This is a genomic window from Chitinophaga sp. S165 (assembly GCF_003182155.1).
GTDB lineage: Bacteria > Bacteroidota > Bacteroidia > Chitinophagales > Chitinophagaceae > Chitinophaga.
The window spans coordinates 1779865-1804967 of record NZ_QGTG01000001.1 but is presented as its reverse complement, the minus strand read 5'-3'; the positions used below and the strand labels follow the sequence as shown (position 1 = coordinate 1804967).

The following is a 25103-nucleotide window of genomic DNA, read 5'->3' as shown; positions in this document are numbered from 1 at the left end:
AGCCCCTCATTCCCCAATATCACTCTACGCCTCTTACCTTCATCTGTAGAGTATAGATTGATTCAGAGGCGGTAATGAACAAGATCTTCCGCGCTTTCCCACCAAAACAGACATTACCGGTCCAGTTAGATGGTACAGGTATATTACCCAGCTTTTTTCCATGCTTGTCATATACCGTGACGCCGTTACCGGTGATGTACAGGTTACCCTCATTGTCCAGCGTCATACCGTCCGAGCCTTGTGGTGCAAATAACTCCCGGTCTGTCAGTGAGCCGTTTGAATTTATCTTATAGCGATAAGTTTTGCCAGCCTGTAGATCCGCCACGTACAGGTATTTGCCATCCGGCGTACCAACGATACCGTTAGGTTTTACAATGCTGTCTTCCACGATCACAGCTTGCTTTGACCCCTCAGGCAGATAGTATACGTTCTGGCCAGGGATGTCCGGTTGTTTACGGTCCCAGTAGTCGCGCTGGTAATATGGATCTGTGAAGTAAATACCGCCTTTATGATCGATCCACAGGTCATTGGGACCGTTCAGGCGTTTGCCTTCAAAACTATTGAGTAGTACCGTTACCTTTTTATCAGGGCTGATGGACCATAACTCATCCTTCTCATCCGCACAGGATAGCAGGTTCCCTTTTGCATCGAAGTACAGGCCATTGGAACGGCCGGTTTTATCCATAAACAAAGACAGCTTGCCCTTCGTATCATACTTCCATATCTTATCATTGGGCTGATCTGTAAAGTAAATGTCCCCTTTTTTATTGACAGCAGGTCCCTCCGAAAAGGCGAATTGTTTGGAAACCTGTTTTAATTCAGCACCGGCAGCAACTACCTTCAGCGCTTGCGGTTGCTGAGCAACGGCTGTACTGGCCGTGGCTATAAGGAATAAACCAATTAACGTGGAGTGGCGGGTTCTGCCCATATGCATATTTTAGGACAAGTTAACGATCCTGCTCAAATTATGCAATCCTTTGTGTTGCTTTCGGCGGCATCTATCATACAGGCTATTTAACGGGCGACTGCATGTCCGTTACAGGCTTGTCTGCTTATCTTTTCACTGATATTTTGTCACCCCTTTTACGATAACCCTTTTGTTAACTTTAAACTATCCCACATGAGCAAACATTTATACCTGGCTATCATCGCCTGGCTTATTGGTTTAAGCACCACACAGGCACAAAATGCGGATCAGCAGTATTACAACACCTTCGCATTGAAATTCCACTACAAAGCAGCAAGTTTCGTCGTAGACACGCCATTGCTGGCTTCAGCGCCACAAGCCTTTCTGTTATGGAGTGCTAACGTCTATCAGGATTCCACGAAAAGTTCTTTATCGCTCGATCAGTTTGATGCCAATGGGAACTTCATCTCTGAACATGTGGTTCCACAACCCGGTAAGCTGTTGCCGTCCTTGCTTCCAAAGAAGATCTTCCGCATGAAAAGCGGTAAAGGTTACTATCTTTTAGGCCACGTGATCCAGTCCCTTAACCTGATCAATGGCATCCCCGTGTACTCTACACCGGTACTCATCCGCCTGGATCAGCTGCTGAACCCTATCTGGGTGCAGAAGCTGCACTTCTCTGCGGTTACTACTGCCAATGCGAACGCGCTTATTGAGTACAATGATCTTATTGAAGCTGCTAACGGAGACGTGATTATTGCTGGCCGTTACAGCCCCGCACCGGCAGGTCAGCAGATCAATATACTGGCAACCCGTCTCACCAATGCCGGTACCATCGTTTGGAACTACCAGTACTCCACCAGCTTCACCTGCAACGCCAACGCCCTGGCCCTGACAGAAGCCACCGATAACAACATCATCCTGACGGGCTATGTAGAGCTGTGTACAAGCGGCTTTGGTGGTCCACGCCAGGTGCTCTTCCTTCGCCTCCAGCCAACCGGCATCCCTGTTAATGGTTTCGCTTATCTCGGGGCCACCACAGAATCTGCTGGTACCAAGATCGTGAAACGTACCAACATTGCCGGTAACGATGCCTTCTTCATCTCCGGCTTCACCGATGTTACAGCCCCCACCGGCGCGCCTAACAGACAGGTACTGATACTGGACGTAAGAGAAAACGGCGGCATCATAGGTTCCTTCCATGTTGGAGATGCCGGCACAGAAGAATCCAATGATCTCGTAATCCGCAACCTGGGCAACGAAAGCTACTTCCTGTATCTGACAGGTTTCACCACCAGCTACTACACTGCCGTAAGCAAAGAGGTATTCTTCCTGCAGCTGCGCTACGTGCCTGGTTCTCTGGGGCTCGTGGAGTTCAGTACCTTCCCGCAAACGGCCAGCTACACCGAAAGGTATGGGCTCGAAATAAAAGCAGCAGGCAAAGACAAGTTCGCGATACTGGCCAACGCCAATTACATTATCAGTAATCCCAGCAACGCCAGTACGTTTACCAACGTGCTTCTCCGTGATCTCAGCACCACCAGCCAGCAGTGTATCAAATTGCACCAGCCGCCGGTAAGCATCATCAATTTCAGTCCTAAACAACTTGGGGTATCACCGATAGCGCTCTCTTTTAAACCTTACGCAGAGAAATATATCCTGTTCCAGAAAGTATATCCAAAACTGCTCTGTGGTCAGTTCAACATCAACGCATACGATGCACTAAAGAGTGGTGTGATAGAACAACGGATAGCCGCACCGACTACGGCACTCAACAAAGTGGCGCCGGTAGCTAAACCGGAAACCGTGAGCATTTATCCTAACCCAGCCAGCAACTACGTCTTTATCGAATACAGTAAACCTATCACGTCTAAAGTGATGGCGAAAGTATTTGGTCCTGATATGCGCTTGCTGAAGACTATTGAGATCACTGACAACAGCAGGAAAACACTGTCACTCGATGGCCTTCCTTCCGGTTTGTATTTTATCCAGGTAGGCGATAATAATAAAAACGAGATCTTTAGAATAATGAAGAACTAAGGACTATCTGATCGAAGTAAGAGGGTGTCAAAAGACACCTTCTTTTTTTATCTTGTTATAATTAATATGTTGCAGGAATGGGAGATACGGCCTGATTCTTCGGCCAACTTTATAAGTATACCTTGTTTTTCATTAACTTTATTAGTGACATTTTACCCCCACTTCTTCACCTAAAGTTAACTGACATGAAGCTTAAGCTAATGTTATCGTTTTTGCTTTTTACTAATTGTGTTGTTGCATTTAGTCAGGAAAAGCAATCTGAAAAATCTGAAAAACAGAACATTACTGTTACTGAAAAAGGGATAATTAAGATCTCCGTCATGTACCCTTATGCCGAAGGCAAAACCTTCAATATGGAGTACTATGAAACTAAGCACATGCCTATGGTGGCGGGTTATTTAGGATCGAATCTGGTTAAGTATACTATTGAAAAGGGGCTATCAAGCGGTATCCCAAATCAACCTTTACCTTTTATGGCTATTGGTACATTTTATGTAAAAAGCTTAGATGAATATCAAGCGGCTGTCGCTCCACATAGGGATGCGCTTCGTGCAGATTTTGTAAACTATACCAATGTCAGCCCTATTATTTTGGTGAGTGAAATAGTTAAATAGAAGACAATATTGTAAAAATCGCACTAGTGGCCTCTCTAAATAGAAGAAAAGGCGTTCAATATGAACGCCCCGACCTGTTTACACAAGTGCTGGAACCGTATCCAATACCTGCCATGATTTTGGGCCTACAATTCCGTCAGGGACAAGTTGATGTTCCCTTTGGAACTGGCGTACAGCCGCTTCGGTTTTAGGCCCGAAATCTCCATCCTGTACAAGACCAAGTCTTGACTGAATAACTTTGACTAACTCGCCACGGTCTCCGCGCCGGATAGTTTTTCTTCCGGGAGTACCGTCAGGCGCGGCTGGCTCTTCAACGGGAATTAAGACCGGTGGGGTAGTGCTGTTAAGAATATCAGAGACCCTTTGACGGAATTCATTCATGTTAATGTCGGGATCTGGCTTACGTCCTTTAGGAAGTGCATACTCCTTGTGGCCGGCGCAGAAATTAGCGCCCTTGCCAATATGTTTCAAGATGGCCGCGACTCCACGTTGATATGCGTCCAGTTGTACTTCCGGCCAGGGGAAATCGTTCGCCAGCCCGGTATTTTCAGCTTCGATACCAATGAAGTGGGTGTTGCCATTGCTAATGCCTTGCCATATACCTGCTCCGGCATGATTACACTTTCCTGCAGCTACTACATAGAAAGTCCCATCTCTTCCCAGGCCCAGTTGGGCCAGGGGGCCTGGAGTCTTTCCGTTGCCTTTGAGAAGCGTATTCAGGCTAGGCATATTACCTGTTCGGGGGCCTGCCGTATGATGACAAAGGACGCCGAGTACAGTACCCATTGCTGCTCCTCTTTCTTCCCATCCATCAACGAGGGCGATTTTAAGTCCGGCATTTTTAAGGACGGCCGGTAACCATATTAGTTCACGTATCATTTTGAAATTCCTCCTTCTGCTTTTGGTAAGTCTTCATCTGATGTAACGGTGCTCGTTTCCAACAGACAGTTATCAATATCACTTTCCATATCTAACACAGCGCCTCCTTCCAGATCAGGTCTATTTGCATTGCCGGCGATCGACTTAGCAACGTTGCCGTTAGTAGCGCCATTTCCTCCAGGCATTTGAATGGTAACAATATTTGGCTTATCGGTTTTTCGGTCTTCAGATCCTTCTTCGCCGCTCTTCTCAGCAGGTTTAACCGTACCTCTGATCACCATTATTTTGTTGAGCATATCGAACCAGAAAGGAGCGCCAAGTGTTGCTGCCAGGGCTGTCAGCAGCCAGCCCAAAATATATATGGGCAGTTTTTTCCACCAATCCTGCGAACCAACGTTATCATTGCCTCCGTCCGGATTGATCCCATTTCCCCATCCTATAGGCAATTTAAGTGCCGTCAGTCCTGCTTTAGCCTGCTCGAAATTTTGTTTCGTGAATGTTGAATCCTTTGTGGCATTTTCTGCCTGCATCACAATTAATTTTCTTACATCATCATTTTGAAATAGATAATCTGCGATCTTTATTGTGTTTATATTTAATCCAACGGCCACGGTTAAGCCAATAAAGAACAGGATCCACTGGGTCGAGCGTTTGTACCAGCCGGATACTCTGTCCATACTGCTATCAAACCACTTCTCAAGATTTTGCTGCAAACGGTCCAGATCTCCCTGCGCACTATCTAACGCGGTCAGCACGGCCCTTTGTACGGGTACGTTCTGAATATTTAAGATGTTCGCCCGGATAGATGCTATTGACATTTCTGCGGAATTTGGATCGCTGCTAACGACACTATTTTTAGTGCCCCGCGCGGCAATATCCATTAAGGCCAACGCAAAATTTTTAGAAGGAATATAGGAGGGAAGGTTCTTCCCATTTTCCAGTAATCTTGGCTCGTTATTTTTTTTTCCAGGCTTATAACCAGATGAATACAGGCAATTGATCATCGGATGCTCAAAAAAGCTCTTGACTATATTCTCTGCTTTCGTGTCGTGGAGTAATTCGCGTATGCCTCTTTCCAGGTACGCCGCACGGGTCTTGGTGAACGTCTCAATGGCTTCACGTAGAGCAGTACAGATCATGCTGACCCAAATATATACGAAGACTATTCCGACTGCTACTTCTAGAACAACTGAATTGAACATACATGGGGTGTTTAATGGATCAAATTTATCCGTTTAAAAATCACGCAACAATACCAAGTAGTTTGTATTTTGAGCATAGGGTTAACATTAACAGCTGGCGCCGCCGGTAACACTGCTCATTTCCTGTGCTTACAACCCAACCTTGCATTTCCCATAGATTTTATAGAAATTCGCTCCTGTTTCAATCAAAATCTTTTCATACCATTCGTTTTCTCCCACGGGTAATGCAACATCTTCCATTTTAATATTGGTTTATTGAACGACGGACAACTTATTGATGCTCCTGAACTTTACCGGCGTATTGCCGCCGGAGACGAAGCCGCGTTTAGCCAGCTGGTGGAACTGTACGCACCCCGCCTTCAGGCCATGGCAGCACGTATTACTGGCTCTGTAGCTGTGGCCGACGACCTGGTGCAGGACACCTTCCTGAAAGTATGGCTCTCGCGTGACCAGTTGAGCGACGTTGCCCAACCGGCCGCCTGGATCAAAAAGATATGCTTTTACCGCGCCGTAAACCATGTGCGCAGGCAGTCTATTCACGACAAGGTAATAGACGCCGTGGGGCTGCAAAAAGAAAGTACCGGGAAAACGGCGGATATCGTGGAGTTTCGCCAGCTGCTGGCTATGGTGAATGCCGCCGTGCAGCAACTCCCCGAAAAACAGCGGCAGGTGTACCGTCTGAGCCGCGAACAGGCGCTTAGCATCAGCGAGATTGCCGGGCATATGGACCTGGCTGTCAGCACCGTCAAAAATCTGATGGTCATGGCACTCAGGAACATCCGCACCTCATTGAAAAAGAGCGGCTACCCGCTGTTTGTCCTGCTTTTATTAGACTTCCTCTACTAAATATACCCGCGTCGAAAAAAACTTTGCTTTTTTTCGGTACCAATCGTCTTCCCGATTGTCTGGTATAGATAGGGAGTCATCACTCGATCATTTACTCCCCATTATAATGGAACCAAACGCCCGATTAACATATTTACTGGAACGCCTGGCCAGCCGCACTGCTACGCCGGAGGAACTGGACGAGCTTACCGGCCTGGTGGACAGCGACGACTCCGGCGTCTTGATCGACGATGCGGAAAGCTGGTTGGAAGTTCATGGCAGTCAGGAGCCTCCTGCCTACAATTCCCAACAGTGGCGCCAGGTGGCCGATCAGATCCTGCGGTCGGACAAACTACCCGCCGATCCTATTGCACCACAGGAAACACGCGTGCACTACCTCCATAAGTGGTGGTGGGCAGTAGCAGCCGTGGTCGTGATCGCGGCAGGGACCTGGTATCTTAACCGGAACACCCCACAGCCCGTACGCCAAATGGTGCGTAACGCTTCGCTGGACGTGGCGCCCGGACAAACCGGCGCAATACTTACACTAGCCGATGGTTCGCAGCTGGTACTGGACAGCGCCGGTAATGGCGTCATTACCCGGCAGAACGGCGCCACCGTGGTACTGCACAACGGCGATCTGCAATACACGCCGGAACAGGCAGGAGCGGGGGCCGTGCAATACAATACCGTTACTACGGCCAAAGGAAGGCAGTTTACCATTACCCTGCCAGACGGTACCAAAGTATGGCTCAATGCCAGCAGCTCGCTACGGTTTCCGGTGGCGTTCAAAGGCGCCGGCAGAACGGTGGAATTTACAGGCGAAGCGTACTTTGAGGTAGCCGCCAATGCCCAACAGCCATTCCGCGTGAATGTGCCGGACAGGATCAACCTGGAAGTATTAGGTACCGCCTTCAACATCAACGCCTATACCAACGACAGAAACAGTTATACCACGCTGGTGAATGGCGGGGTAAAAATATCGCAGACAGGCAGAACCAATGGTGCTGTGGTGTTAAAGCCGGGTGAGCAATTGCAGGCCTCAGGCAGCAGTTTCAATGTAAAAAGCAATGCAAACGTGGAAAAAGCCATCGCCTGGAAAAACGGCTTGTTTAATTTCGACGGCGTGGGTTTAAAAGATATGATGCGCCAACTGGAACGGTGGTACGATCTGGAAGTGGTGTACGAAGGCAATGTGCCCGATATTGTTTTTTTTGGTGAGATGAGCCGCAAACTGAAATTATCTGACGTATTGAACGGACTGGAGCGATCCGATGTGCACTTCCGGCTGGAGGAAGGCCGTAAGCTGATTGTGATGCCATAATATATTTTCCCTGTGCCTTAATATCAACTGAAATCGTAAACATGAAGTGAAATTTATCAACTAAGATCGGGCTGCCAGGCAAAAAGAAACCGGAAGTGCGGCAAACACTCCCGGAAGATCGTTGGTAGCTATAAAACGGGTTTCGAGACCTTCATTTTTAACAACCAAACGTTGCAAATCTATGCAAAAAACTGCTTACTGGAGCCGTGGGGGTGTGCCATGCCGGCTTCCAACCAAAATGCTTCGGATGATGAAACTAACCAGTGCCTTCCTACTTTTTTTCTGTCTACATGTGTCAGCCAACACCTTTTCCCAGTCCATCACTTTTTCGGGAAGGGACATACCCATGAAGCAGGTATTCGCGGTTATAAAAAAACAAACAGGGTATGTAGTATGGGGAAAGTCAGACCTGCTGCAACAAGCGAACGCAGTATCTGTTTCTGTACAAAACATGCCGCTACTGAGTTTCCTCGACCTCATTGTTAAAAACCAGCCTTTCAATTATAAAGTAACCGACAATACGATTTTCCTTTATAGTAAAAGCGGTCCTGTACCCGACGATGCCACTAACGCGAAAGCCGCGCCGGTGGCGGGACGGGTAACAGATAGCCTGGGCGTACCATTGATCGGTGCTACCGTAGTGGTAAGAGGCGGCGGCCGGTCGGCCATCACCGATATGAACGGCAGTTTTTCCCTCCTGGTAGATGCGGGTAATGTACTGCGCATCAGCTTTATCGGTTATCAAACTAAAGAGATTGCCGTTACTGCCGCCATGCTGCAAAGCGGTAACGCCGGTACCATCATATTGCCTCACATTTCTTCCACCCTGACTGAATTGAACGTAACTGCCAACACTGGTTATCAGTCTATCCCAAAAGAACGCGCTACCGGCTCGTTTGGTGTTGTTACCGAAGCCACACTGAGCGCCAGGATGGAAACCAGCATTATGGACCGTTTAGAAGGCACCGTGCCAGGGCTTTTCATGCAAAACGGGATCCCTACGATCCGTGGCCTGTCTACGTTATATGGTAACCAGCAACCTTTATATGTGGTAGATGGATTTCCTTATGAAGGAGACCTTAACTACATCAACCCCGCCGACGTAGTAAACGTGACTGTGATGAAAGATGCTGCCGCATCTTCTATTTACGGTACCCGTGCGGCCAATGGTGTGATCTCTATCACCACCCGTCACGGCAGCAGCAGGAAGCCGGTGGTTACCTTTAGCAGCGGCGTATTTTTCACCGCCAAACCCGACGCCGGTTATCTGAACCTGCTCAATTCCTCCCAGATGGTGGATTTGCAGCAGGAACTCTTTAATAAATGGCATCGCGGCTTCACCGACGAGATCCGGCGTACCGGCAACTCTAAAGTGCTGCAGGCCCTTTATGAGCAGGAGCAAGGCTACATTACACAGGCTGAACTGGATGCGACCCTGAAAAGGCTCAAAACACAGGATGGGCAAAGTCAACTCGAAGACCTCTTCATGCGCAACAATGTAAAACAACGCCACGCCTTTTCGGCCAGTGGCGGCAACGATATACACCAATACAATCTGATGATGAACTATACCGGCAATAGCGGGTATGGTTTGCGGACGAACAGCGACGACATCAACGTGGGGCTGAAAGACCGCCTGAAAGTGTTCCGCTGGCTGGATGCCGAGATCGGCGCCAACACCAACATCCGTAAAGGAAAATATCAACGCGAAAGCCCGGAATCGTTTTACTGGAATATGCCCTACGAAATCATCCGCAATCCCGATGGTAGTGCAGCCGATTTCACGAAACTAAAATCAGCTTACGAGATCCAGCGTCTCATTGACCTGGGCCTGCATGATGAAACCTACCGTCCGCTCGAAGAAATGGATCGTGCCGAGTTGTCGTACTGGTCGAACTACTTCCGTGTACAGGGAGGCTTTACAGCAAAGATTATCGAAGGGCTCACTCTCGATCTGAAATACCAGACAGAACGCGGTACCAGCTATAATAAGCAGTATTACAACTCCGCCTCTTACTATGCAAAACGGATGATCAACGATGCCGCGCAGGTCATCAATAATGAGCTGATAAAAAATGTTCCGGACGGTGGACAACTGTACGAAACACGCGGTAACTCCCAATCGTACACTGCACGTGCGCAACTAAACTTCGACCGGACTTTCGCTTCGAAACATCACGTCTCTGCCCTGGCCGGCACCGAACGTAGGGCTATTTCGAATGCCAGTACCTCGGTATTTAAAATGGGCTACAGCGATAACAATCTGCAGTTTCAACCCGTAAATGAACTCCTCCTGGGCAACCTTAAGGGAACGCAGTCCCTGACCAGCACCTTTGCACTGCCCTTTAACGATGGCAACGGTTTCTACTACGGAGAGGAAAGATATATTTCAGTGTATGGTAATGCCGGTTACACCTATAACGGCCGTTACAACCTGACAGGCAGCGTACGCGTAGATAACTCTAATCTCTTCGGAACCGATCCCCGCTACCGCTACCTGCCGTTATGGTCAGTGGGCGCGAGCTGGCGCATGGCCGAAGAAGATTTCATGAAAGATATCAGCTGGCTGAACAACCTTACGATTCGTTCTACTTACGGTTTAGGCGGCAACGTAGCCCGTACTGTGGGACCATTCCTGCAGGCACGTTCTACGTATTTTGCTGAAGCCAATGCCACAGCTACTGATATCGTGTATCCGCCCAATAAATCTTTGCGCTGGGAAAAAACAGCCACTACTAACCTGGGGGTCGACTTCGCTGTGCTGAACAACCGAATTTCCGGATCTATGGATTATTACATCCGTAAAACAACCGACCTACTCGGCGAAAAGACTATCGATCCCACTAACGCCTTTCCCAACGCATTGATCAACTACGGTAGTCTGAACAACAAAGGTTTTGAGCTGGCATTGAACACCCGCAACATCGCCAGCAAAACTTTTTCCTGGAACACCACGCTGGCATTAAGTTTTAATAAAAACAGGATGACCAACATCAATACCAGAGAGGAAACGGTGTATACCTTTACCGGCGGCTACGGCGTAAACAGGATCGGTTACCCGATGGATGCCGTGTTCAGCTTCCGTTCCGCAGGACTCGATCCTACCAACGGTTCCATGCTGGTATACGACGCGGGAGGAAAAATAGTACAGAACTACGATCAGAGCGGCACGATCGTGGCCAACATGACCGATGTAAAAGGATTGGTGTACAGCGGTACCCTTCGTCCAACCTACACTACAGGGCTTACCAACAGCTTTACATACAAACAACTTTCACTTAGTGTGATGATCATTGCTAATGGTGGCAACGTGATCCGGGATGTGGTACCTACCATCCAGACCGGTTTCCCGCTCAGGAACGCTGATCAGCGCGTAATGAATTTCTGGCGTAAACCAGGCGATGAGAAAATACCAGGCATGATGCCGGCGCCCGATCTTAAAGGCGATGGCGGCAGCTATTATATACTGCTCTCTTATGCGTCTGACCGCAACGTACTCAAAGGTGATTATGTAAAAGTGCGCGACATCGCCCTGACCTACCACTTTGAACAGTTGTTGTCGCGGATCAGAAAACTGACTTCTGCCAAACTAACCTTCCAGGTGCAGAATCCTTTTGCGTGGTTCCGCAACGATGCCGGTATAGATCCGGAAGCGTACGAGCACACCATACAATACGCCAACAGGCTATTGCCGGTGATGCCGGTTTATTCAACAGGCATTGATATCACCTTCTAAAAAAGCGGAATCATGAAAAAATTATCTCTCTATATATTCAGCTTCGTTGTTTTATCCGGTTGCGATAAGTTTTTAGATATCAAACCGAAAGACAAGTTCATTCCCATAACCACTACGGATTACGAGAACATGCTCAATTCCGGTATCATCGTCAACTTTGGCGATTACTTCTGGGATCTTCAGTCCGATGATGCATTTTTGCCCGAGGGAGAACCAGGCAACCTGTTTACAAAGCAGCAATTGCATGGCCGTCGTATCTACACCTTTAACAACAATCCCTACGACCAGGGCGCCAACGATTTTCTTTGGAGTGAAGGGTATAAAAGGATCTTCTACTACAACAGTATCATCAACAATATTATGGATGCTACTGAAGGAACGGAAGCAACCAAGAGGAGCGTTCGTGCTGAAGCTTACCTGGGGCGTGCCATGGAGCATCTGCAAATGGTAAACGTGTACGCACAGCATTACGATGCCGCATCCGCCGCTACTACGACTGGTATTCCCCTTGCGCTGATTGCCGACATCAATGCAAAATTTATCAGGAACACGGTAAAAGAAGTGTACGACCAGATATTGCGCGACGGAGAAGCCGCAGTAGCCGATCTGCCTGAGAAAAATAAACTCACGAAATTCAGGGCCTCCAAAGCTGGTGGATACGCACTGCTGGCCAGGACCTACCTGTTTATGGGCGATTATGAGAACGCCCGTAAAAATGCTGATCTGGCCATTTCACTACAGGGAGAACTTAAAAACATGAATGATTACAGCATCATCATTCCCGGTCCGTTCCCGAATGTGCCAGGTGCACCACTGGGCTGGACAAACATCCCGGATGCACAGCTGAATCCCGAAACTATCGTGGCACGCCACTTCCTGCGGCCATTTGGGCTGGGCATGGACGTTTGTGCATCGCCGGAACTGAGTGCCTTGTTTACCAACGACGACAAACGCTGGACCCTGTATTATGCAGATGGCTGGCCACCTGCACCACCGTTCAACTATATGTCAAGGTACCAGGTAAAAATTTTCCTCCGTGGAGACTTCTTTAGCAACTACCTCAACGTACCCGAAATGTACCTTGTACGCGCTGAATGTTTTGCCCGCGAGAGTAAAAAACAGGAAGCCCTGGACGATATCAACAAGCTACGTTTGAACCGGATCACACCGGCTGCCTATAAAGTATTTACGCCGGCCGATTTCGGTAACGACGACGAGCGGATATTGCGTTTTGTACTGGAAGAAAGACGCCGTGAGCTGGCATTTACAGGCATGCGGGTGATAGATTTGAAACGCCTCAACAAGGAAGCCCGTTTCAGTAAAACAATTAAACATACCGCCGAAGGAAAAGAGTATGAATTGCAGCCCGGCAGCGACAAATACCTGCGGCAGCTGTGGCCCAACGCCACCATATTTAATCCGGATTGGCCACTGAATCCATAAGCCATCGCACAACCAACCATACCTACCCGGCGCCGGAGACCTCCGGCGCCATTTATCTCTCATTGCGTAATAAATTGAATATGCAAGATAATATCGTAAAGATCGAAGGACTGTTTCACCGCTACAGCAAAGACTGGGCGGTGCAGGACATTAACTTCGAGATCAACAGGAACGGTATTGTAGGACTGCTAGGCTCCAATGGCGCCGGCAAATCTACAACCATGAACATCCTTTGCGGCGTGTTGAGCCAAACCCGGGGACAGGTTCTGATTGAAGGTATAGACATGCGTACTGACCCGGAAGAGGCCAAGAAACGCATCGGCTTCCTGCCGCAGAACGCACCGCTGTACCTGGAGCAGACCGTAGACGAATACCTCACCTATTGCGCACACCTGCGGTTGATCGAAAAACGGAAGATCCGTGAATCGGTGGACAGGGTCAAGGAAAGATGTGGTGTAGCGCATTTCAGCAAAAGGCTGATCGGCAATTTATCCGGCGGTTACCGGCAACGCGTGGGTATTGCCCAGGCGATCATTCACCGGCCACTGCTTGTTGTGCTGGATGAACCCACCAACGGCCTCGATCCCAACCAGATTTTGGAAGTACGGCAACTGATCAAGGAAATAGCGAGCGACCGCGCAGTGATCTTTTCTTCGCATATCCTTTCGGAGATACAGGCCACCTGCCAGGATATCATCATGATCGAAGGTGGTAAGATCGTGTTTAAAGACACGATGGATACTTTCAACAATTACATTGAACCGGATAGTTTGGTGGCCACCATGGAAAATCCACCTTCAGCCGAAGAATTGCGGGCGATAGGGGGAGTGAAGGAAGTAGTGTTCCTCACGGACAAAACCGTTCGTATGCGGTTCGATCCTGCTGCCGACATTGCAGAAGGACTGGTGGAAACGAGCGTTCACCGCAAATGGCGCCTGAAAGAAATCACACTGGAGAAAAGTTCGCTCGACGCCATTTTCGCACAGTTATCCAACAAAACATCTAAACCATCCGTTCAATCATGAAAGTAATTATCAGAATAGCCCGCCAGGAACTGAGCCTCCTGTTTCATTCGCCGGTGGCCTGGCTCATCCTGATCGTATTTCCCGTACAGATAGGCATTAATTTTCTTTATTACATACAGATGCTCGGCCGCGCACAGCGGATGGGTAATCATTTTAACGATGTTACTTCTATCGTGTTCGCGGGGCTGCAGGAAGGATTTTATCCCGGTGTAAAAGGTACTCTATACTTCTACATTCCATTGCTTACTATGGGCCTGATCAGCCGCGAAACTCACAGTGGCTCCATCAAACTGTTGTTATCATCTCCCATTAAGGTAAAAGATATCGTACTCGGTAAATACGTAGCCATGATGGGCTACGGCGCACTTCTACTCGTTATCATTTGTTTATACGGCGTGGCAGGTTCGTTTTTCATCACCGATATCGATTGGATGCTTTTAGCTTCCGGTGCTATGGGACTGTACCTGCTGATCTGCGCGTATTCCGCCATCGGACTGTTTATGTCGTCACTCACTACCTACCAGGTTGTAGCAGCGATCAGCACACTGGCGGTATTAGCTGGCCTTAACTTCGTGGGCGGATTGTTCCAGGGGAACGATACCGTACGGCATATCACCTATTTTATGTCAATTGCAGGCAGGACCGAACAATTTATTTTCGGTCTGATCAGTACCCAGGACATCATTTATTTCCTGATCGTGATCGGCTTCTTCTTAGCCATTACCGGGATGCGGCTGCAAGACCAGCGAGAGGCCCGTTCCAGGACATCACGTACGGCCCGGTACTTCGGATTGGTTGGGTTGTGCTTCCTGGTGGGCTATCTGAGCACCATTCCGGCTTTAACCGGATATATCGATATGACTGCCACGCAGACGCATACACTGGGTAATCAAAGCCGTGAGCTGGTCTCAAAAATGGAGCATCCGTTGAAAGTAACTACCTACGTAAACATCCTGGACAATAACTACTACCTCGGCGCCCCGGAAAAGAAAAGCGAGGACGAACGCATCCTCACGCCATATCGCAGGTTTATGCCCGATATGAAGATGGAATACGTGTATTACTACGACTTCTCCAACAACGAAGGGCTCTATAAAAACTATCCCGGGGAAAGCGATGCGGCCATTGCAAAAAAAGTATCTGATATCCAGGACCTCGACTTCAGGAAAGTGCTGAAACCTGAGGCCGTAAAGAAGATCGTAGATCTGAATCCGGAAGAGAATCGTCTGGTAAGACTGTTGGAATATGGTGATAAGAAAACCTTCTTACGCTATTACAACGACATCCGCATATATCCCGGTGAACAGGAATTTACCGCAGCACTGAAAAGGTTAGTCACGCCTGCAGACATTCCCGTTATTACCTTCCTGCGTGGAAACGGGGAACGCAGTATTATCAAAGCCGGCGATGCGGAGTTCAGGACGTTTGTAAACGAACTTACGTTCAGGGGTGCACTCATCAACCAGGGTTTTAACGTAGATACAGTAAACCTTGCACAGCAGGACATTCCGGGTTCCACTTCGGTACTGGTGATCGCCGATCCCAAAACTGCGTTCTCTCCCGAAGTACAGCAAAAACTGGCGCAGTATGTAGCCAGTGGAAGAAACCTTTTTGTGATCACCGAACCCGGTTCTCAGAACGTTGTAACACCGCTGTTGCAACCGCTTGGCATACATCCCGGTCCTACAGCGATACAGGAAGAAAGCCGCGATTACGCTCCCGATTTTATACTCGCCCACTTTGCGGATAGTGCAGGCACGATAGCGCCTAAACTGAGCGGATACAAAGCCGACAACGGCGTGGTATCTATGTCGGGCACTGCTGGCATCGGGTACCACGATACTGCAGGCTTTCACATTGTTCCTTTGTTAGTAGCGAAAAACAATGAAGCGCTGGCCATAGCGGCGCAACGCAAGGTAAACGGTAAGGAACAACGGATCGTGGTAACCGGCGACGCCGATTTCATGAGTTCCGCAGAACTGGGACGCCGTAAGCCTTATAACTGGAACCAGCCGCTCATTACAGAAATGTTCCGCTGGTTCACCTACGGTACGTTCCCGGTCAACACCGGTGCCATCCGCTCCAAAGATGCGATCGACAGCGATGATCAGGGTATTTTAATGATGCGTATTATTTTCTTTGGCGTAATACCAGGCGGCCTGTTGATCTTCTCCGCCGTACTCTTATTATACCGTCGCAGGCGATAAAATAAAAACAGCTGCCATGCCTGCACCCGGGAAGTGTTCAAACTTTCGGGTGCAGGCATGGCAACTGCTTTTTATTTCCCTGGTTTAGGTCGATTTTAACCTCTAAATGAGCTTTATCCTTGATCTCTTAATCCTATAACCGTCCCATTGGTATCTCTCCTCTTTTCATTGCCTCTACTTGATCCGGTTTGAAAGCTGGCTGATACAACTGTTCATCGAACTGGTAACAGCGGAAAAGTTCCGTAATAAAATGCATGCGATCGGTGAGATCAGCCCAATCTTCCGCCCCGCTTTCTTTTAAGCTATCAGGAGTCGTATCAATTTTTGCCATTAATTCAACCAGGTCCTTACACGAAAGGCTGCTTAACACCAAAGGGTATGTTCGCTGTAGATCTCTGGATAACAGCAGACTTTCATGCGGCAGGTTTAATGTCATCAGATAGGCGGTGATCTGCTTCCTTACGAGATGCTGCAGCTCCATTATCAGTCGATCAATTGCTGCTTCCAGGCGTGATGTTTTTCCGGTAGCTTTCAGATAGAGAAAACGTACCTGGGAAAGCCAGCTTCCGGGAGGAAATAAGAAGTCAATGACCTCTTTGCGAAAAGTATCTTTTCCTGTAAAAGCAGCATTGAGGGATGCCAGAATTTCAGGCTGTAATCTTGTTTGCTCATGGAATCCGATCTCAAGGTTAGCCAGCAACAATTTTTCCACGCGCAATTGCTCGTCGTGCTCAAAAAAAGCCATATAGTAATTTGTGAAGGCTCTTTTTAAATATTGCTGCCCGTCAGGCGGGTCACCGTCAAGCATTTCCCGGCAAAATAATTCACAGCTTTGTAAGTCAGGTTCAGCATTGTTGAAACAATTGGCAATAAATCTGGCAAATTGAAAACCTATTTCTTCAAATACCTTTTTATTTCCTTTTGCAACCGCTTCGCCTATCTGATCAACTACTCTGATGATCATACTATTTTTTACGAGGGCGTGGAGCTTGATTTTAATAGAAGAGCCAATACCCATTTCCGCAGCAATTGTAATAAGTGTCTGAAATTCCTTCAACAGCTCAATGTCCACCCGTGCCTCGAGTGTCCGTTGAAGATCCTCTTTCCGGATACTTTGACCGGCCTGCTTGGAAGCCCATGTAGCGAAGGTACACCAATTCGCCACCGACCCTGTACGGGACATGATGATCTGCGAAAGCTCGTAATAAGATTGTGTGATAAGTACATTGCGCAGTACAGGATTATTAATCAGGGATATCCTACGGATATCTGCCATATTTGGGGAATGCATAACTTGCCTTTTATGGAGCAAAAATAATGAATGAACTTATTATTTTATGCTTCGGCGACAAGAGATATTTTAAGGCTCATTCAGTCCCATTATATAGCAGAACTATCGCAAAAGGTCAGACTGTTTTATGCAACAGCAACTGGATCATATCCTGTAACATCTTTTCCGATTCCTCATCGTGAACCCTGAAACCCTTAAAAATAATACGCCCTTCCTGGTCTATCAGGTAATTTGTAGGAGCACCCCAGACAGGCAGATTATGCCGGTTGGCTCCCATATCTTTCAGGGGCATAAAGCTGTAACCGCTGCTTTTCATGAACGGGATCACATAACTATCCTGTTGCCGCGCTATATTCACGCCTATATAGGAAACCGGGTATTCACGAAACCGTTTCAGCACTCTTTCAAAGTGAGGAAATTCATCCCGACAGGGGCCACATCCCGGAAACCAGAAAGTAAACAGCACCACTTTCCCTTTATAATCACTCATTGACGCCTGGCCGGAAGACAAATAAGACGTCAGTTTAAAATCAGCCTGCTTCGCCCCGGCCAGCAGTTGTTGTTTGATCTCCTTGTAAACAGTGTTTTCAGTTTTACCTACTTTACCACCATAATATAACAAAGTATCTTTCAGGCGCCTGGCAGGAGCTTTAATATAACAGGCCATCAGCGTATCATATGCCTGCTTCGGACCGCCTGCTTCAAGTGCTATCCGCCCTTTCAGCAGGAAGAAGCTTTGCTCTTCCCACATATTCACAGTCAAACCCTTAAGTGCGTCACTCGCTGCTGCTGGCTGATGTGCCGCCAACAGTGTCTGTGCCTGCACAAAGGCAAGCGACAATTGTTTTCCTGTTTCCAGGTCTGCCGTTTGCGAGCTGTCTAACCCCGGCTGTTGAAGCAGGAGAGAGGCCATTTTAGCGGCAGTATCAGCATTGATGCCCAGCAGGAGATCTATGTAATCCCGCATGCCCCAGGCAGCCCATTTAGTGCTAGCCATAGGAAAGCTTTCGCGTAATTGTTCATACAGGTCTATCCGTTGTTGCTGGTCAGTGCTGAGAATTGCTCTCCAATATAACATCTGCGCCCAACGTTGGCTCTGAGGAAACTTCGAATATAAAATTTTTATCTGCTCGTCTGCTTTGACAGGGTTTGTTTCCAGCAAACTGTAGGCATATTGAAATAGGTAGTCAGGATTATCGGGGGCTGCTTTCACCGCATTGCCCATGTATTCCTCCGATTTTTTGAACTCTCCCCAGCACTGTGCATCGAAAGATAGCCTAAACCAGGCATCCGCCAGTTTAGGATCCAGTGTTACTGCTTTCAGCAGGTAAGGTTTGGCGGCAGGATCTTCCCTGCTGGCATAATAGGAACCAAGACCATACGGCACTGCCGCTGTTTTTGGAAACTTTTTGAGCCACAGCTGATATTGTTTTACAAGGCCGGCGCTATCGCCCTCCATCAGCGATACATATTCTTTGTGTGCCTCGACATTGGCAGGCTGTTTTTCAATCACGGCCTTAAGACTATCTTTTTGTGCGATGAGCGTAGCCGGCAACAATAAAAATGCCGCTGCTATGAGAAGATTATTTTTCATCTGTTTTAGGTTTAATTATAGGAATGGCCAGCCCGTGCCTTCAGGTAATTTGTTTGGCAACTAACTGTTTAGTACACGACAAACCTCGGGTTATTCAGCGGGGATAATGTTAACCCATGTTAATTTTATTGATAAAAGATAGAACGATGTTTGTGGCGTGTTAAATACGTAGGCATTCGAGAGCATGAAAGATCTAACAATAGGCGATCGCACTATTGGGCTTTCTTAAGCCATATTGATTAGCCAAAAGAATAAATCCTTATTAAGAAACAATTTATGAAAAAGATGATGATAGCTGTTTTGCTATGTAGTATACAGCTTGGCGCCCTGGGGCAACTGTCAACGGAACAGGTTTATGAACACATTCCAATTTTCCATGGTGACAGCATTGTTTTCCCTATAACAATGGTAAATGCCTATCCTTTTGTTTCGGTCGAAGTCAATGGTATAAAGGGGAAGTTGATGTTTGATAATGGAACGGAGGCCGCCTTAAATCTCAATGATAACCTTGTTAATTTGAAAACAAAGAAAAAAGGTAAAGGTAACTTCGGCAGCGGGCAATCATTTGATGAAAACATTAGCGATACCATTGCCGAGCTTAAATTCACCAATGGCTTAACTTACCGGAATTTGCTCAATATCAAGAGTGCGAAACTGGATTTCCTGCAGAGGAGTATCACGCCCGATCTAATGGGATTTATCGGATACAATTTTTTTAAAGGATATATTCTTAAGCTGGATTATTTAAGAAGGAAGATTACATTATATAAAAATACAGAACAGCGAAGCTCTTCCAAAGATTTTCTAAACGGAGAGCGGGTAATAGCGATTATCAATTTTGAGCTCAGAAGCCGGCCTAATATACCGTTGGTGCATGTCAAAATAGGGGATACCGATGTTTTGGGAGCATTTGATACAGGACAATTCGGAATTATTCAGTTTGAAGAAAACGTAGAAAAAGAACTTAAAGCAAAGGGACTTTTGGTGTCGGGCGGAATTGATGGATATGGTGAAGAGCTGTTCAATGTCAATGACGTTGTAATTGACGGGACTTTTAAAACTAATGTGATCGGTACTCCTCCTATGAGCCGGAAAGGTACTGATGTGTTTCGAAAAGCACTTCAGGTTGAGGAACCCAGCTTTATGTGTTTCGGCTATAGGTTTCTGGATCAGTATAAGACAGTATGGGATTACGCGGAAAAGAAGATTTACATCTTGGAAAAATAGTATGTGTCGGCAGTGTCGGTTAGAACAGCTTTATTGTGGTAACGTCACAAATGAATATAGAGAGTAGGAACATTGGGTTCTACTCTCTATTGCTTTATTACACTACTGTAACCAGGCAGAAATTTGATTTTTGATGTAAAATTGGGATGGCCGGTAGCAACTACCATTGTGGATTATCCTTAAATGTGATACTTTCACGAAATGATAAAGAGTGCAACAGAAACAGCCTTATTAAAGGAGAAATTAGGCTCCTTTGGGATGAAACCGGATGAATTCGATTTGTCCTTGCCTTACTGGAAAGTTCAGCAATATAAGAAAGGCGAATTTTACAACGAATACAAGAACGTTTGTAAGCACCTGGGATTTATCATAAATGGAGTATTTCGGATCTACCGTGTAAATACTGAAACGGGCGAGGAAAAGAACATGTTGTTTTTTACCGACCAGCAGTTTGTTACATCCTATAAGAGTTTTTTAAGTCAGACATCATGCGATTATTATACAGAAGCCATGGTTGATTCCCTGATATTATATATTCATATCGATGACCTCAATCTGCTATACGGTCAATCTCATCAGTGGGAAAGATTCGGTAGGATCGTCGCTGAAATGGCTTTCCATGAAGTAATGTCCAATACCGAAGGATTTTTGTTTAAATCCGCTGAAGACCGTTACCGTGAAATGTTAGAGAAGCACCCAAACATCTTCAATAATGTCCCCCTTTATCATATCGCCTCTTATTTGGGTATCCAGGGACCTTCTCTTAGCCGGATCCGAAAGAGAATGATTGAACGATAAGTTCAGATTGATCTCAAAGATTTTTCTAGCTGATTTTGGATTTTAACATCGGTTAAAATTATTGCTGTTGATTTGTCGGAGGTTTGTACTGTCCTAAACAATTAGGCATTAAACAACATGAAAACAGCAATAATTATTATGGTTATGAGTCTATTCGGAATCTCTACTCAAGCCCAGAAAAAAAATGACAAGAGTCCAAAAACAATTGTCTTGATCCATGGTGCCTGGTCTGATGCCTCTTCATGGGATGCAGTTGTCCCACAGCTTAAAAAGCAGGGCAACGAAGTGATCACGGTTAATCTTACAGGCCACGGCGCAGATAACACCTCCTTTGCGGAAATCACTTTTAAAACGTATGTTGACCAGGTAAAATCAGCCATCGGTTCCCGTAAAGAAGTGGTACTGGTGGGGCATAGTTTCGCTGGTCTGGTGATAAGCCAGGTCGCCGAAGATATTCCTGGTCAGATAGGCGAACTGATTTACCTTGCTGCCGCATTGCCTCATAATGGCGAAAGTCTTTTGTCACTGGCGCAACAGGACCCGGGATCACACATCGGTAAATCACTTACAGTTGATAAAGAGCACGGTCAGGCGATCATTGCAAAGGATGCCGTAGCAGATATTTTCGCAGCAGATGCACCACCTCCGGTTCAGCAATATCTTGCGAGCCATATCAAGCCTGAACCGCTTGCTCCCCTGGCTACTCCGGTTCAGCTGACAGAGCAGAACTTTGGCAGCATCAGAAAAGTATTTATCCATACTGTTAATGATAATGCAATCAGCTATGGAGCACAACAGCATATGGTAAAAGCGGGTAAAGTAGATAAAGTGTATACCTTATCCAGCAGCCATACTCCATTTATCTCAATGCCTGATAAGCTGGCAGATATTATCATCTCCGAAAGTAAATAGATGGTAACCTGAAAACGAACATGTGTGCTAATGGTCCCTTTCAAATTGTTGAAAGGGACCATGTTTTTTTTGATGGCAATCGTACATGACGTATTTAATTGCCTGATCATTTTGATCTAATATCATGACCTGATATCACTGGAAAATTCTACTGATCTGCGCTGTGAAGAAGACGATTTTAAATTTCTTCTGATACGGCTTAAAGATTGAGGTTCAATTCCCAGATATGATGCAAGGTGTTTGTCGGCGAACATCTGCAACAAGTGTGGTTCATGATATAATAGGTGATTATACCTTTCACTGGCAGATTGCGTAAGCATATTCAGGATCCGTCCATATGCCGCAATAAAGGAGTGCTCGCGCAGTTTATGCAAACATTTCTCCATTGCCGGTTCACTATCGAATTTATCCCAGAGTTCTCTGCTTCCGATCCTTAGTAATCTGGTATCCGTAAGGGCTTCAATGAGCATATTCCCTGAAGCGTTCACTAATACGCTCTTATAGTCAACAATGTAAAGGTTCTTAAGTGTACTTTGTATATCATTAAAATGGAAGGACCAGGTGATGATTTTTCCCGCATAATCTACATAGTATAATCTTGCTTTACCTGACATGATAAAATAGAGATACCTGCATAGTGTTCCATCATTATTTATCGTATCCCCTTTGGGGATTTCCAATTCTTTACTGTTATTCAGCATTAATTCGATAGTTGTGCCGTTCAGTCCTGTCAGTTTGCCAATAGTGTTGAGTAGGGATAGTGCAGATGTAAGATCAGTGTATTTCATTGCAGTTCAGATTAAAGTGTATTCTTTCCAAGCCTATGGTTACAGCCCATGTGCCTCTGCATATGTAAAATACATGCCAGATTTGTAAATAATTGTATGCCATATTGTTGCATGGTTATATGGCTGAAGGCAGATATTGATATTTCAACAATTCCTTCCCTGCTATTGATATTCCGATAGTACCGGTTCTTCGCTAAATAAATACCCAAAACAAGCTTTTGCCCTCCAAATAACTTTAAGGTTATCGTTATAGGTTTGGGTCTGACTGATCAGGTCTTGATATATCGATGACGGATATTTAGTCTTGAAATAAAGAGGCTGGTTGAAAAAAATAATTCCTGTCACTTTCTGATTTTAACATCGGTTAAGATTTTCGGGGTAGGTTAATTCTAAGTTTGTGGTGTGCTAAAAAACTAGCCGCTTATAGTCATGAAGAAACTTATTTTAATGCTGTTTTTCGCAGCCACTGCTGCCTTGATGTTTTCATCTTGTTCAAAAAAGAATGATGAAACAAATCCTTCGGTTAAAAATTATCTACTTGTTCACGGAGCCTGGGAAGCCCCTTATGTATTTGATTCTGTGAAAGCAAGTTTGATTAAAGATGGAAATAATGTTACAGTTGTTCAACTTCCTGGTCATGGTAGCGATGCGACCGATGCTTCAAGGATAACTTTAAATCTTTATAGAGATAAAGTTATTGATGCCATGACAAGTATGAATGGCAAAGTAATTCTGGTAGGCCATAGCCTGGGAGGTATGATCATTTCTGCTGTGGCTGAGCAGGTACCCACTAAGGTTGAGAAGCTTGTTTACCTCGCAGCGTATCTTCCAACCTCAGGGCAGTCTTTATTTGGGATCGCAACTACAGATGCAGGATCACACCTTACATTGGACATCTTAAAGTTCTCAGCAGATCATTCAACCGTCGACATAGAAGGCACGCACATAGTAGATGTATTTATCCAGGACGGATCAACTCAGGCTCAAAACCTGGTGTTAAATCACTACAAAACTGAACCCGCTCAACCACTGATAGATACTGTGGCGCTAACTTCGGCAAACTTCGGATCTGTTGCAAAAGCTTACATCAAGACTTTACAAGACCATACAATTTCTCCCGATTTACAAAACGAAATGATCAATACTGCAGCTGTTAAAGAAGTTTATCAGCTGAATGCGGGTCATTGCGCATCAATAACAAAGGCTGATTCGTTAGCCATACTCTTGAAAAAGATCGGCCAATAAGCAGGAGAGGACCGTTTGTTAACAGACTGAGATGAATTTTAATATACAGTACAGATAAAAACAATGAAAATGAAAACAATTGAAGAAACAAACGCAGAGGTGTTCACTCACGAAACTGTTCCCACAAGTTATGTGGATGTAAAGAATGTAAAATTTGCTTATCGTGCCTTCGGGAAAAAAGTAGGAGTACCATTAATATTCCTGCAACATTTTACAGGAACGATGGACAATTGGGATCCGGCAGTTACAAATGCCTTTGCTCAAAACAGGTACGTCATACTTTTTAACAATAAAGGCGTTGCCAGCTCAGAGGGAAGTGCGCCCGACAGCGTTGCTGAGATGGCTAAAGATGCGATAGATTTTATTGATGCCCTGGGTTATGAGCAGGTTGATCTATTAGGTTTTTCACTCGGAGGATTTATAGCACAGGAGATCGTTGCAAATCGTCCATCACTGGTGAGAAAACTTATACTCGCAGGAACCGGCCCAATAGGTTCGGCTGGCATCACGCAACTGGAAGCAGTCATCGGTGAAGGAATGAAAGATGGACCTGAAAATGCATTGATTAATCTGTTTTTTACAAAATCAGAGGAAGGCATCAGCGCCGGCAGGGCTTTCATGAAGAGGCTTGGCTCAAGAACTGTTAACAGAGATGTTCCCAATAGCGGCGCAACTATCGGAGCGCAGGCGAAAGCAATTATCACCTATGGTTATCAGCAAGATAATGGCCATCAGCAACTGGCAGGGATTAAGCATCCTGTTTTAATTGTGAATGGAACTTCTGATCTTATTGTGCCGACACTTAATTCTTTCACGTTGGCCAAGCACCTCCAGAATTCGAAATTGATCGTCTGGAGTGATGCAGGTCATGGAGGGTTGTTTCAATATCATGAGGATTTTAACAGAGAAGCCGAATTCTTTCTAGGAAGCAATTAAAGTCAGGTAGGTGTTTGAATCAGGAAGGCAGTGGATTATTTCTATAAACCGCTGTCTTCCTTAAATTCTTAAATCACATCTTACAGCAACTTAAGGAAAGAGGGAATGTG

The 25103-nt window shown here is 46.2% G+C and carries 19 protein-coding genes; 13 read left to right on the top strand and 6 right to left on the bottom strand.

What is annotated here, in order from left to right; genetic code table 11:
• Positions 1-19: 19 nt before the first annotated feature.
• Positions 20-928: an SMP-30/gluconolactonase/LRE family protein gene (locus C7475_RS06585; RefSeq protein WP_110052841.1), complete on the bottom strand. Its 909-nt coding sequence runs from the start codon at positions 926-928 to the stop codon at positions 20-22.
• A 192-nt stretch (positions 929-1120) separates the two neighbouring features.
• On the opposite strand from C7475_RS06585, the gene C7475_RS06580 reads away from it, so the two are divergent.
• Together C7475_RS06580 and C7475_RS06575 are read left to right on the top strand one after the other, a co-directional pair.
• Positions 1121-2947 carry a T9SS type A sorting domain-containing protein gene (locus C7475_RS06580; protein ID WP_110052465.1) on the top strand — a complete coding sequence of 609 codons (1827 nt, stop codon included), beginning with the start codon at positions 1121-1123 and terminating at the stop codon, positions 2945-2947.
• Between the two features lie 185 nt (positions 2948-3132).
• Positions 3133-3561: an EthD family reductase gene (locus C7475_RS06575; protein ID WP_110052463.1), complete on the top strand. Its 429-nt coding sequence runs from the start codon at positions 3133-3135 to the stop codon at positions 3559-3561.
• Positions 3562-3639: 78 nt separating this feature from the next.
• On the opposite strand, the gene C7475_RS06570 is transcribed toward C7475_RS06575, so the two are convergent.
• Both C7475_RS06570 and C7475_RS06565 read right to left on the bottom strand, forming a co-directional pair.
• On the bottom strand, positions 3640-4440 hold the full coding sequence (locus C7475_RS06570; RefSeq protein WP_110052461.1) for an N-acetylmuramoyl-L-alanine amidase: 801 nt from the start codon (positions 4438-4440) through the stop codon (positions 3640-3642).
• Positions 4437-5642, bottom strand: coding sequence for a hypothetical protein (locus tag C7475_RS06565; RefSeq protein WP_146217493.1), 1206 nt, complete (start codon positions 5640-5642; stop codon positions 4437-4439). The genes C7475_RS06570 and C7475_RS06565 overlap by 4 nt, the downstream gene beginning before the upstream one ends.
• A gap of 255 nt (positions 5643-5897) precedes the next feature.
• Here C7475_RS06565 and C7475_RS06560 point away from each other — a divergent pair, with 255 nt between their 5' ends.
• The 6 genes from C7475_RS06560 to C7475_RS06535 all read left to right on the top strand — a co-directional run bounded on the left by C7475_RS06560 (position 5898) and on the right by C7475_RS06535 (position 16202).
• On the top strand, positions 5898-6488 hold the full coding sequence (locus C7475_RS06560) for an RNA polymerase sigma factor (RefSeq protein ID WP_110052456.1): 591 nt from the start codon (positions 5898-5900) through the stop codon (positions 6486-6488).
• Positions 6489-6594: 106 nt separating this feature from the next.
• Positions 6595-7791, top strand: coding sequence for a FecR family protein (locus C7475_RS06555; RefSeq protein ID WP_110052453.1), 1197 nt, complete (start codon positions 6595-6597; stop codon positions 7789-7791).
• A 346-nt stretch (positions 7792-8137) separates the two neighbouring features.
• Complete coding sequence (locus C7475_RS06550; RefSeq protein ID WP_233259775.1) at positions 8138-11527, top strand: SusC/RagA family TonB-linked outer membrane protein; 3390 nt, start codon at positions 8138-8140, stop codon at positions 11525-11527.
• Between the two features lie 12 nt (positions 11528-11539).
• Positions 11540-12970 carry a RagB/SusD family nutrient uptake outer membrane protein gene (locus tag C7475_RS06545; protein WP_110052448.1) on the top strand — a complete coding sequence of 477 codons (1431 nt, stop codon included), beginning with the start codon at positions 11540-11542 and terminating at the stop codon, positions 12968-12970.
• Positions 12971-13050: 80 nt separating this feature from the next.
• Positions 13051-13995, top strand: a complete 945-nt coding sequence (locus C7475_RS06540; RefSeq protein WP_110052840.1) for an ABC transporter ATP-binding protein — start codon at positions 13051-13053, stop codon at positions 13993-13995.
• Positions 13992-16202: a Gldg family protein gene (locus C7475_RS06535; RefSeq protein WP_110052446.1), complete on the top strand. Its 2211-nt coding sequence runs from the start codon at positions 13992-13994 to the stop codon at positions 16200-16202. Before C7475_RS06540 ends, C7475_RS06535 begins: the two co-directional genes overlap by 4 nt.
• A gap of 133 nt (positions 16203-16335) precedes the next feature.
• Here C7475_RS06535 and C7475_RS06530 read toward each other — a convergent pair whose 3' ends face one another.
• Both C7475_RS06530 and C7475_RS06525 read right to left on the bottom strand, forming a co-directional pair.
• Positions 16336-17493 carry a hypothetical protein gene (locus C7475_RS06530; protein ID WP_146217492.1) on the bottom strand — a complete coding sequence of 386 codons (1158 nt, stop codon included), beginning with the start codon at positions 17491-17493 and terminating at the stop codon, positions 16336-16338.
• Between the two features lie 115 nt (positions 17494-17608).
• Positions 17609-19087, bottom strand: coding sequence for a TlpA disulfide reductase family protein (locus C7475_RS06525; RefSeq protein WP_110052440.1), 1479 nt, complete (start codon positions 19085-19087; stop codon positions 17609-17611).
• A 276-nt stretch (positions 19088-19363) separates the two neighbouring features.
• Between C7475_RS06525 and C7475_RS06520 the strand changes: the two genes are divergently transcribed.
• The 3 genes from C7475_RS06520 to C7475_RS06510 all read left to right on the top strand — a co-directional run bounded on the left by C7475_RS06520 (position 19364) and on the right by C7475_RS06510 (position 22024).
• Positions 19364-20314, top strand: a complete 951-nt coding sequence (locus C7475_RS06520; protein WP_110052438.1) for a hypothetical protein — start codon at positions 19364-19366, stop codon at positions 20312-20314.
• 201 nt (positions 20315-20515) lie between these two features.
• Positions 20516-21112, top strand: a complete 597-nt coding sequence (locus tag C7475_RS06515) for a Crp/Fnr family transcriptional regulator (protein ID WP_199236176.1) — start codon at positions 20516-20518, stop codon at positions 21110-21112.
• Between the two features lie 210 nt (positions 21113-21322).
• Positions 21323-22024: an alpha/beta fold hydrolase gene (locus C7475_RS06510; protein ID WP_233259774.1), complete on the top strand. Its 702-nt coding sequence runs from the start codon at positions 21323-21325 to the stop codon at positions 22022-22024.
• A 122-nt stretch (positions 22025-22146) separates the two neighbouring features.
• Here C7475_RS06510 and C7475_RS06505 read toward each other — a convergent pair whose 3' ends face one another.
• Positions 22147-22812: a Crp/Fnr family transcriptional regulator gene (locus C7475_RS06505; RefSeq protein ID WP_110052432.1), complete on the bottom strand. Its 666-nt coding sequence runs from the start codon at positions 22810-22812 to the stop codon at positions 22147-22149.
• A 429-nt stretch (positions 22813-23241) separates the two neighbouring features.
• On the opposite strand from C7475_RS06505, the gene C7475_RS06500 reads away from it, so the two are divergent.
• Entirely contained in the window at positions 23242-24057 is an 816-nt protein-coding gene (locus C7475_RS06500; RefSeq protein ID WP_110052429.1) for an alpha/beta fold hydrolase, read from the top strand.
• A 69-nt stretch (positions 24058-24126) separates the two neighbouring features.
• Complete coding sequence (locus C7475_RS06495) at positions 24127-24993, top strand: alpha/beta fold hydrolase (RefSeq protein WP_110052838.1); 867 nt, start codon at positions 24127-24129, stop codon at positions 24991-24993.
• Positions 24994-25103 lie beyond the last annotated feature (110 nt).

Excerpts from the sequence above, each read along its gene's own strand:
- C7475_RS06570 (WP_110052461.1), bottom strand. The coding sequence starts at position 4,440 with ATGATACGTGAACTAATATGGTTACCGGCCGTCCTTAAAAATGCCGGA.
- C7475_RS06515 (WP_199236176.1), top strand. The coding sequence starts at position 20,516 with ATGATAAAGAGTGCAACAGAAACAGCCTTATTAAAGGAGAAATTAGGC.
- C7475_RS06565 (WP_146217493.1), bottom strand. The coding sequence starts at position 5,642 with ATGTTCAATTCAGTTGTTCTAGAAGTAGCAGTCGGAATAGTCTTCGTA.
- C7475_RS06555 (WP_110052453.1), top strand. The coding sequence starts at position 6,595 with ATGGAACCAAACGCCCGATTAACATATTTACTGGAACGCCTGGCCAGC.
- C7475_RS06500 (WP_110052429.1), top strand. The coding sequence starts at position 23,242 with ATGAAGAAACTTATTTTAATGCTGTTTTTCGCAGCCACTGCTGCCTTG.
- C7475_RS06550 (WP_233259775.1), top strand. The coding sequence starts at position 8,138 with ATGAAGCAGGTATTCGCGGTTATAAAAAAACAAACAGGGTATGTAGTA.
- C7475_RS06580 (WP_110052465.1), top strand. The coding sequence starts at position 1,121 with ATGAGCAAACATTTATACCTGGCTATCATCGCCTGGCTTATTGGTTTA.
- C7475_RS06530 (WP_146217492.1), bottom strand. The coding sequence starts at position 17,493 with ATGCATTCCCCAAATATGGCAGATATCCGTAGGATATCCCTGATTAAT.
- C7475_RS06535 (WP_110052446.1), top strand. The coding sequence starts at position 13,992 with ATGAAAGTAATTATCAGAATAGCCCGCCAGGAACTGAGCCTCCTGTTT.
- C7475_RS06505 (WP_110052432.1), bottom strand. The coding sequence starts at position 22,812 with ATGAAATACACTGATCTTACATCTGCACTATCCCTACTCAACACTATT.
- C7475_RS06520 (WP_110052438.1), top strand. The coding sequence starts at position 19,364 with ATGAAAAAGATGATGATAGCTGTTTTGCTATGTAGTATACAGCTTGGC.
- C7475_RS06575 (WP_110052463.1), top strand. The coding sequence starts at position 3,133 with ATGAAGCTTAAGCTAATGTTATCGTTTTTGCTTTTTACTAATTGTGTT.
- C7475_RS06545 (WP_110052448.1), top strand. The coding sequence starts at position 11,540 with ATGAAAAAATTATCTCTCTATATATTCAGCTTCGTTGTTTTATCCGGT.
- C7475_RS06525 (WP_110052440.1), bottom strand. The coding sequence starts at position 19,087 with ATGAAAAATAATCTTCTCATAGCAGCGGCATTTTTATTGTTGCCGGCT.
- C7475_RS06540 (WP_110052840.1), top strand. The coding sequence starts at position 13,051 with ATGCAAGATAATATCGTAAAGATCGAAGGACTGTTTCACCGCTACAGC.
- C7475_RS06495 (WP_110052838.1), top strand. The coding sequence starts at position 24,127 with ATGAAAACAATTGAAGAAACAAACGCAGAGGTGTTCACTCACGAAACT.
- C7475_RS06585 (WP_110052841.1), bottom strand. The coding sequence starts at position 928 with ATGGGCAGAACCCGCCACTCCACGTTAATTGGTTTATTCCTTATAGCC.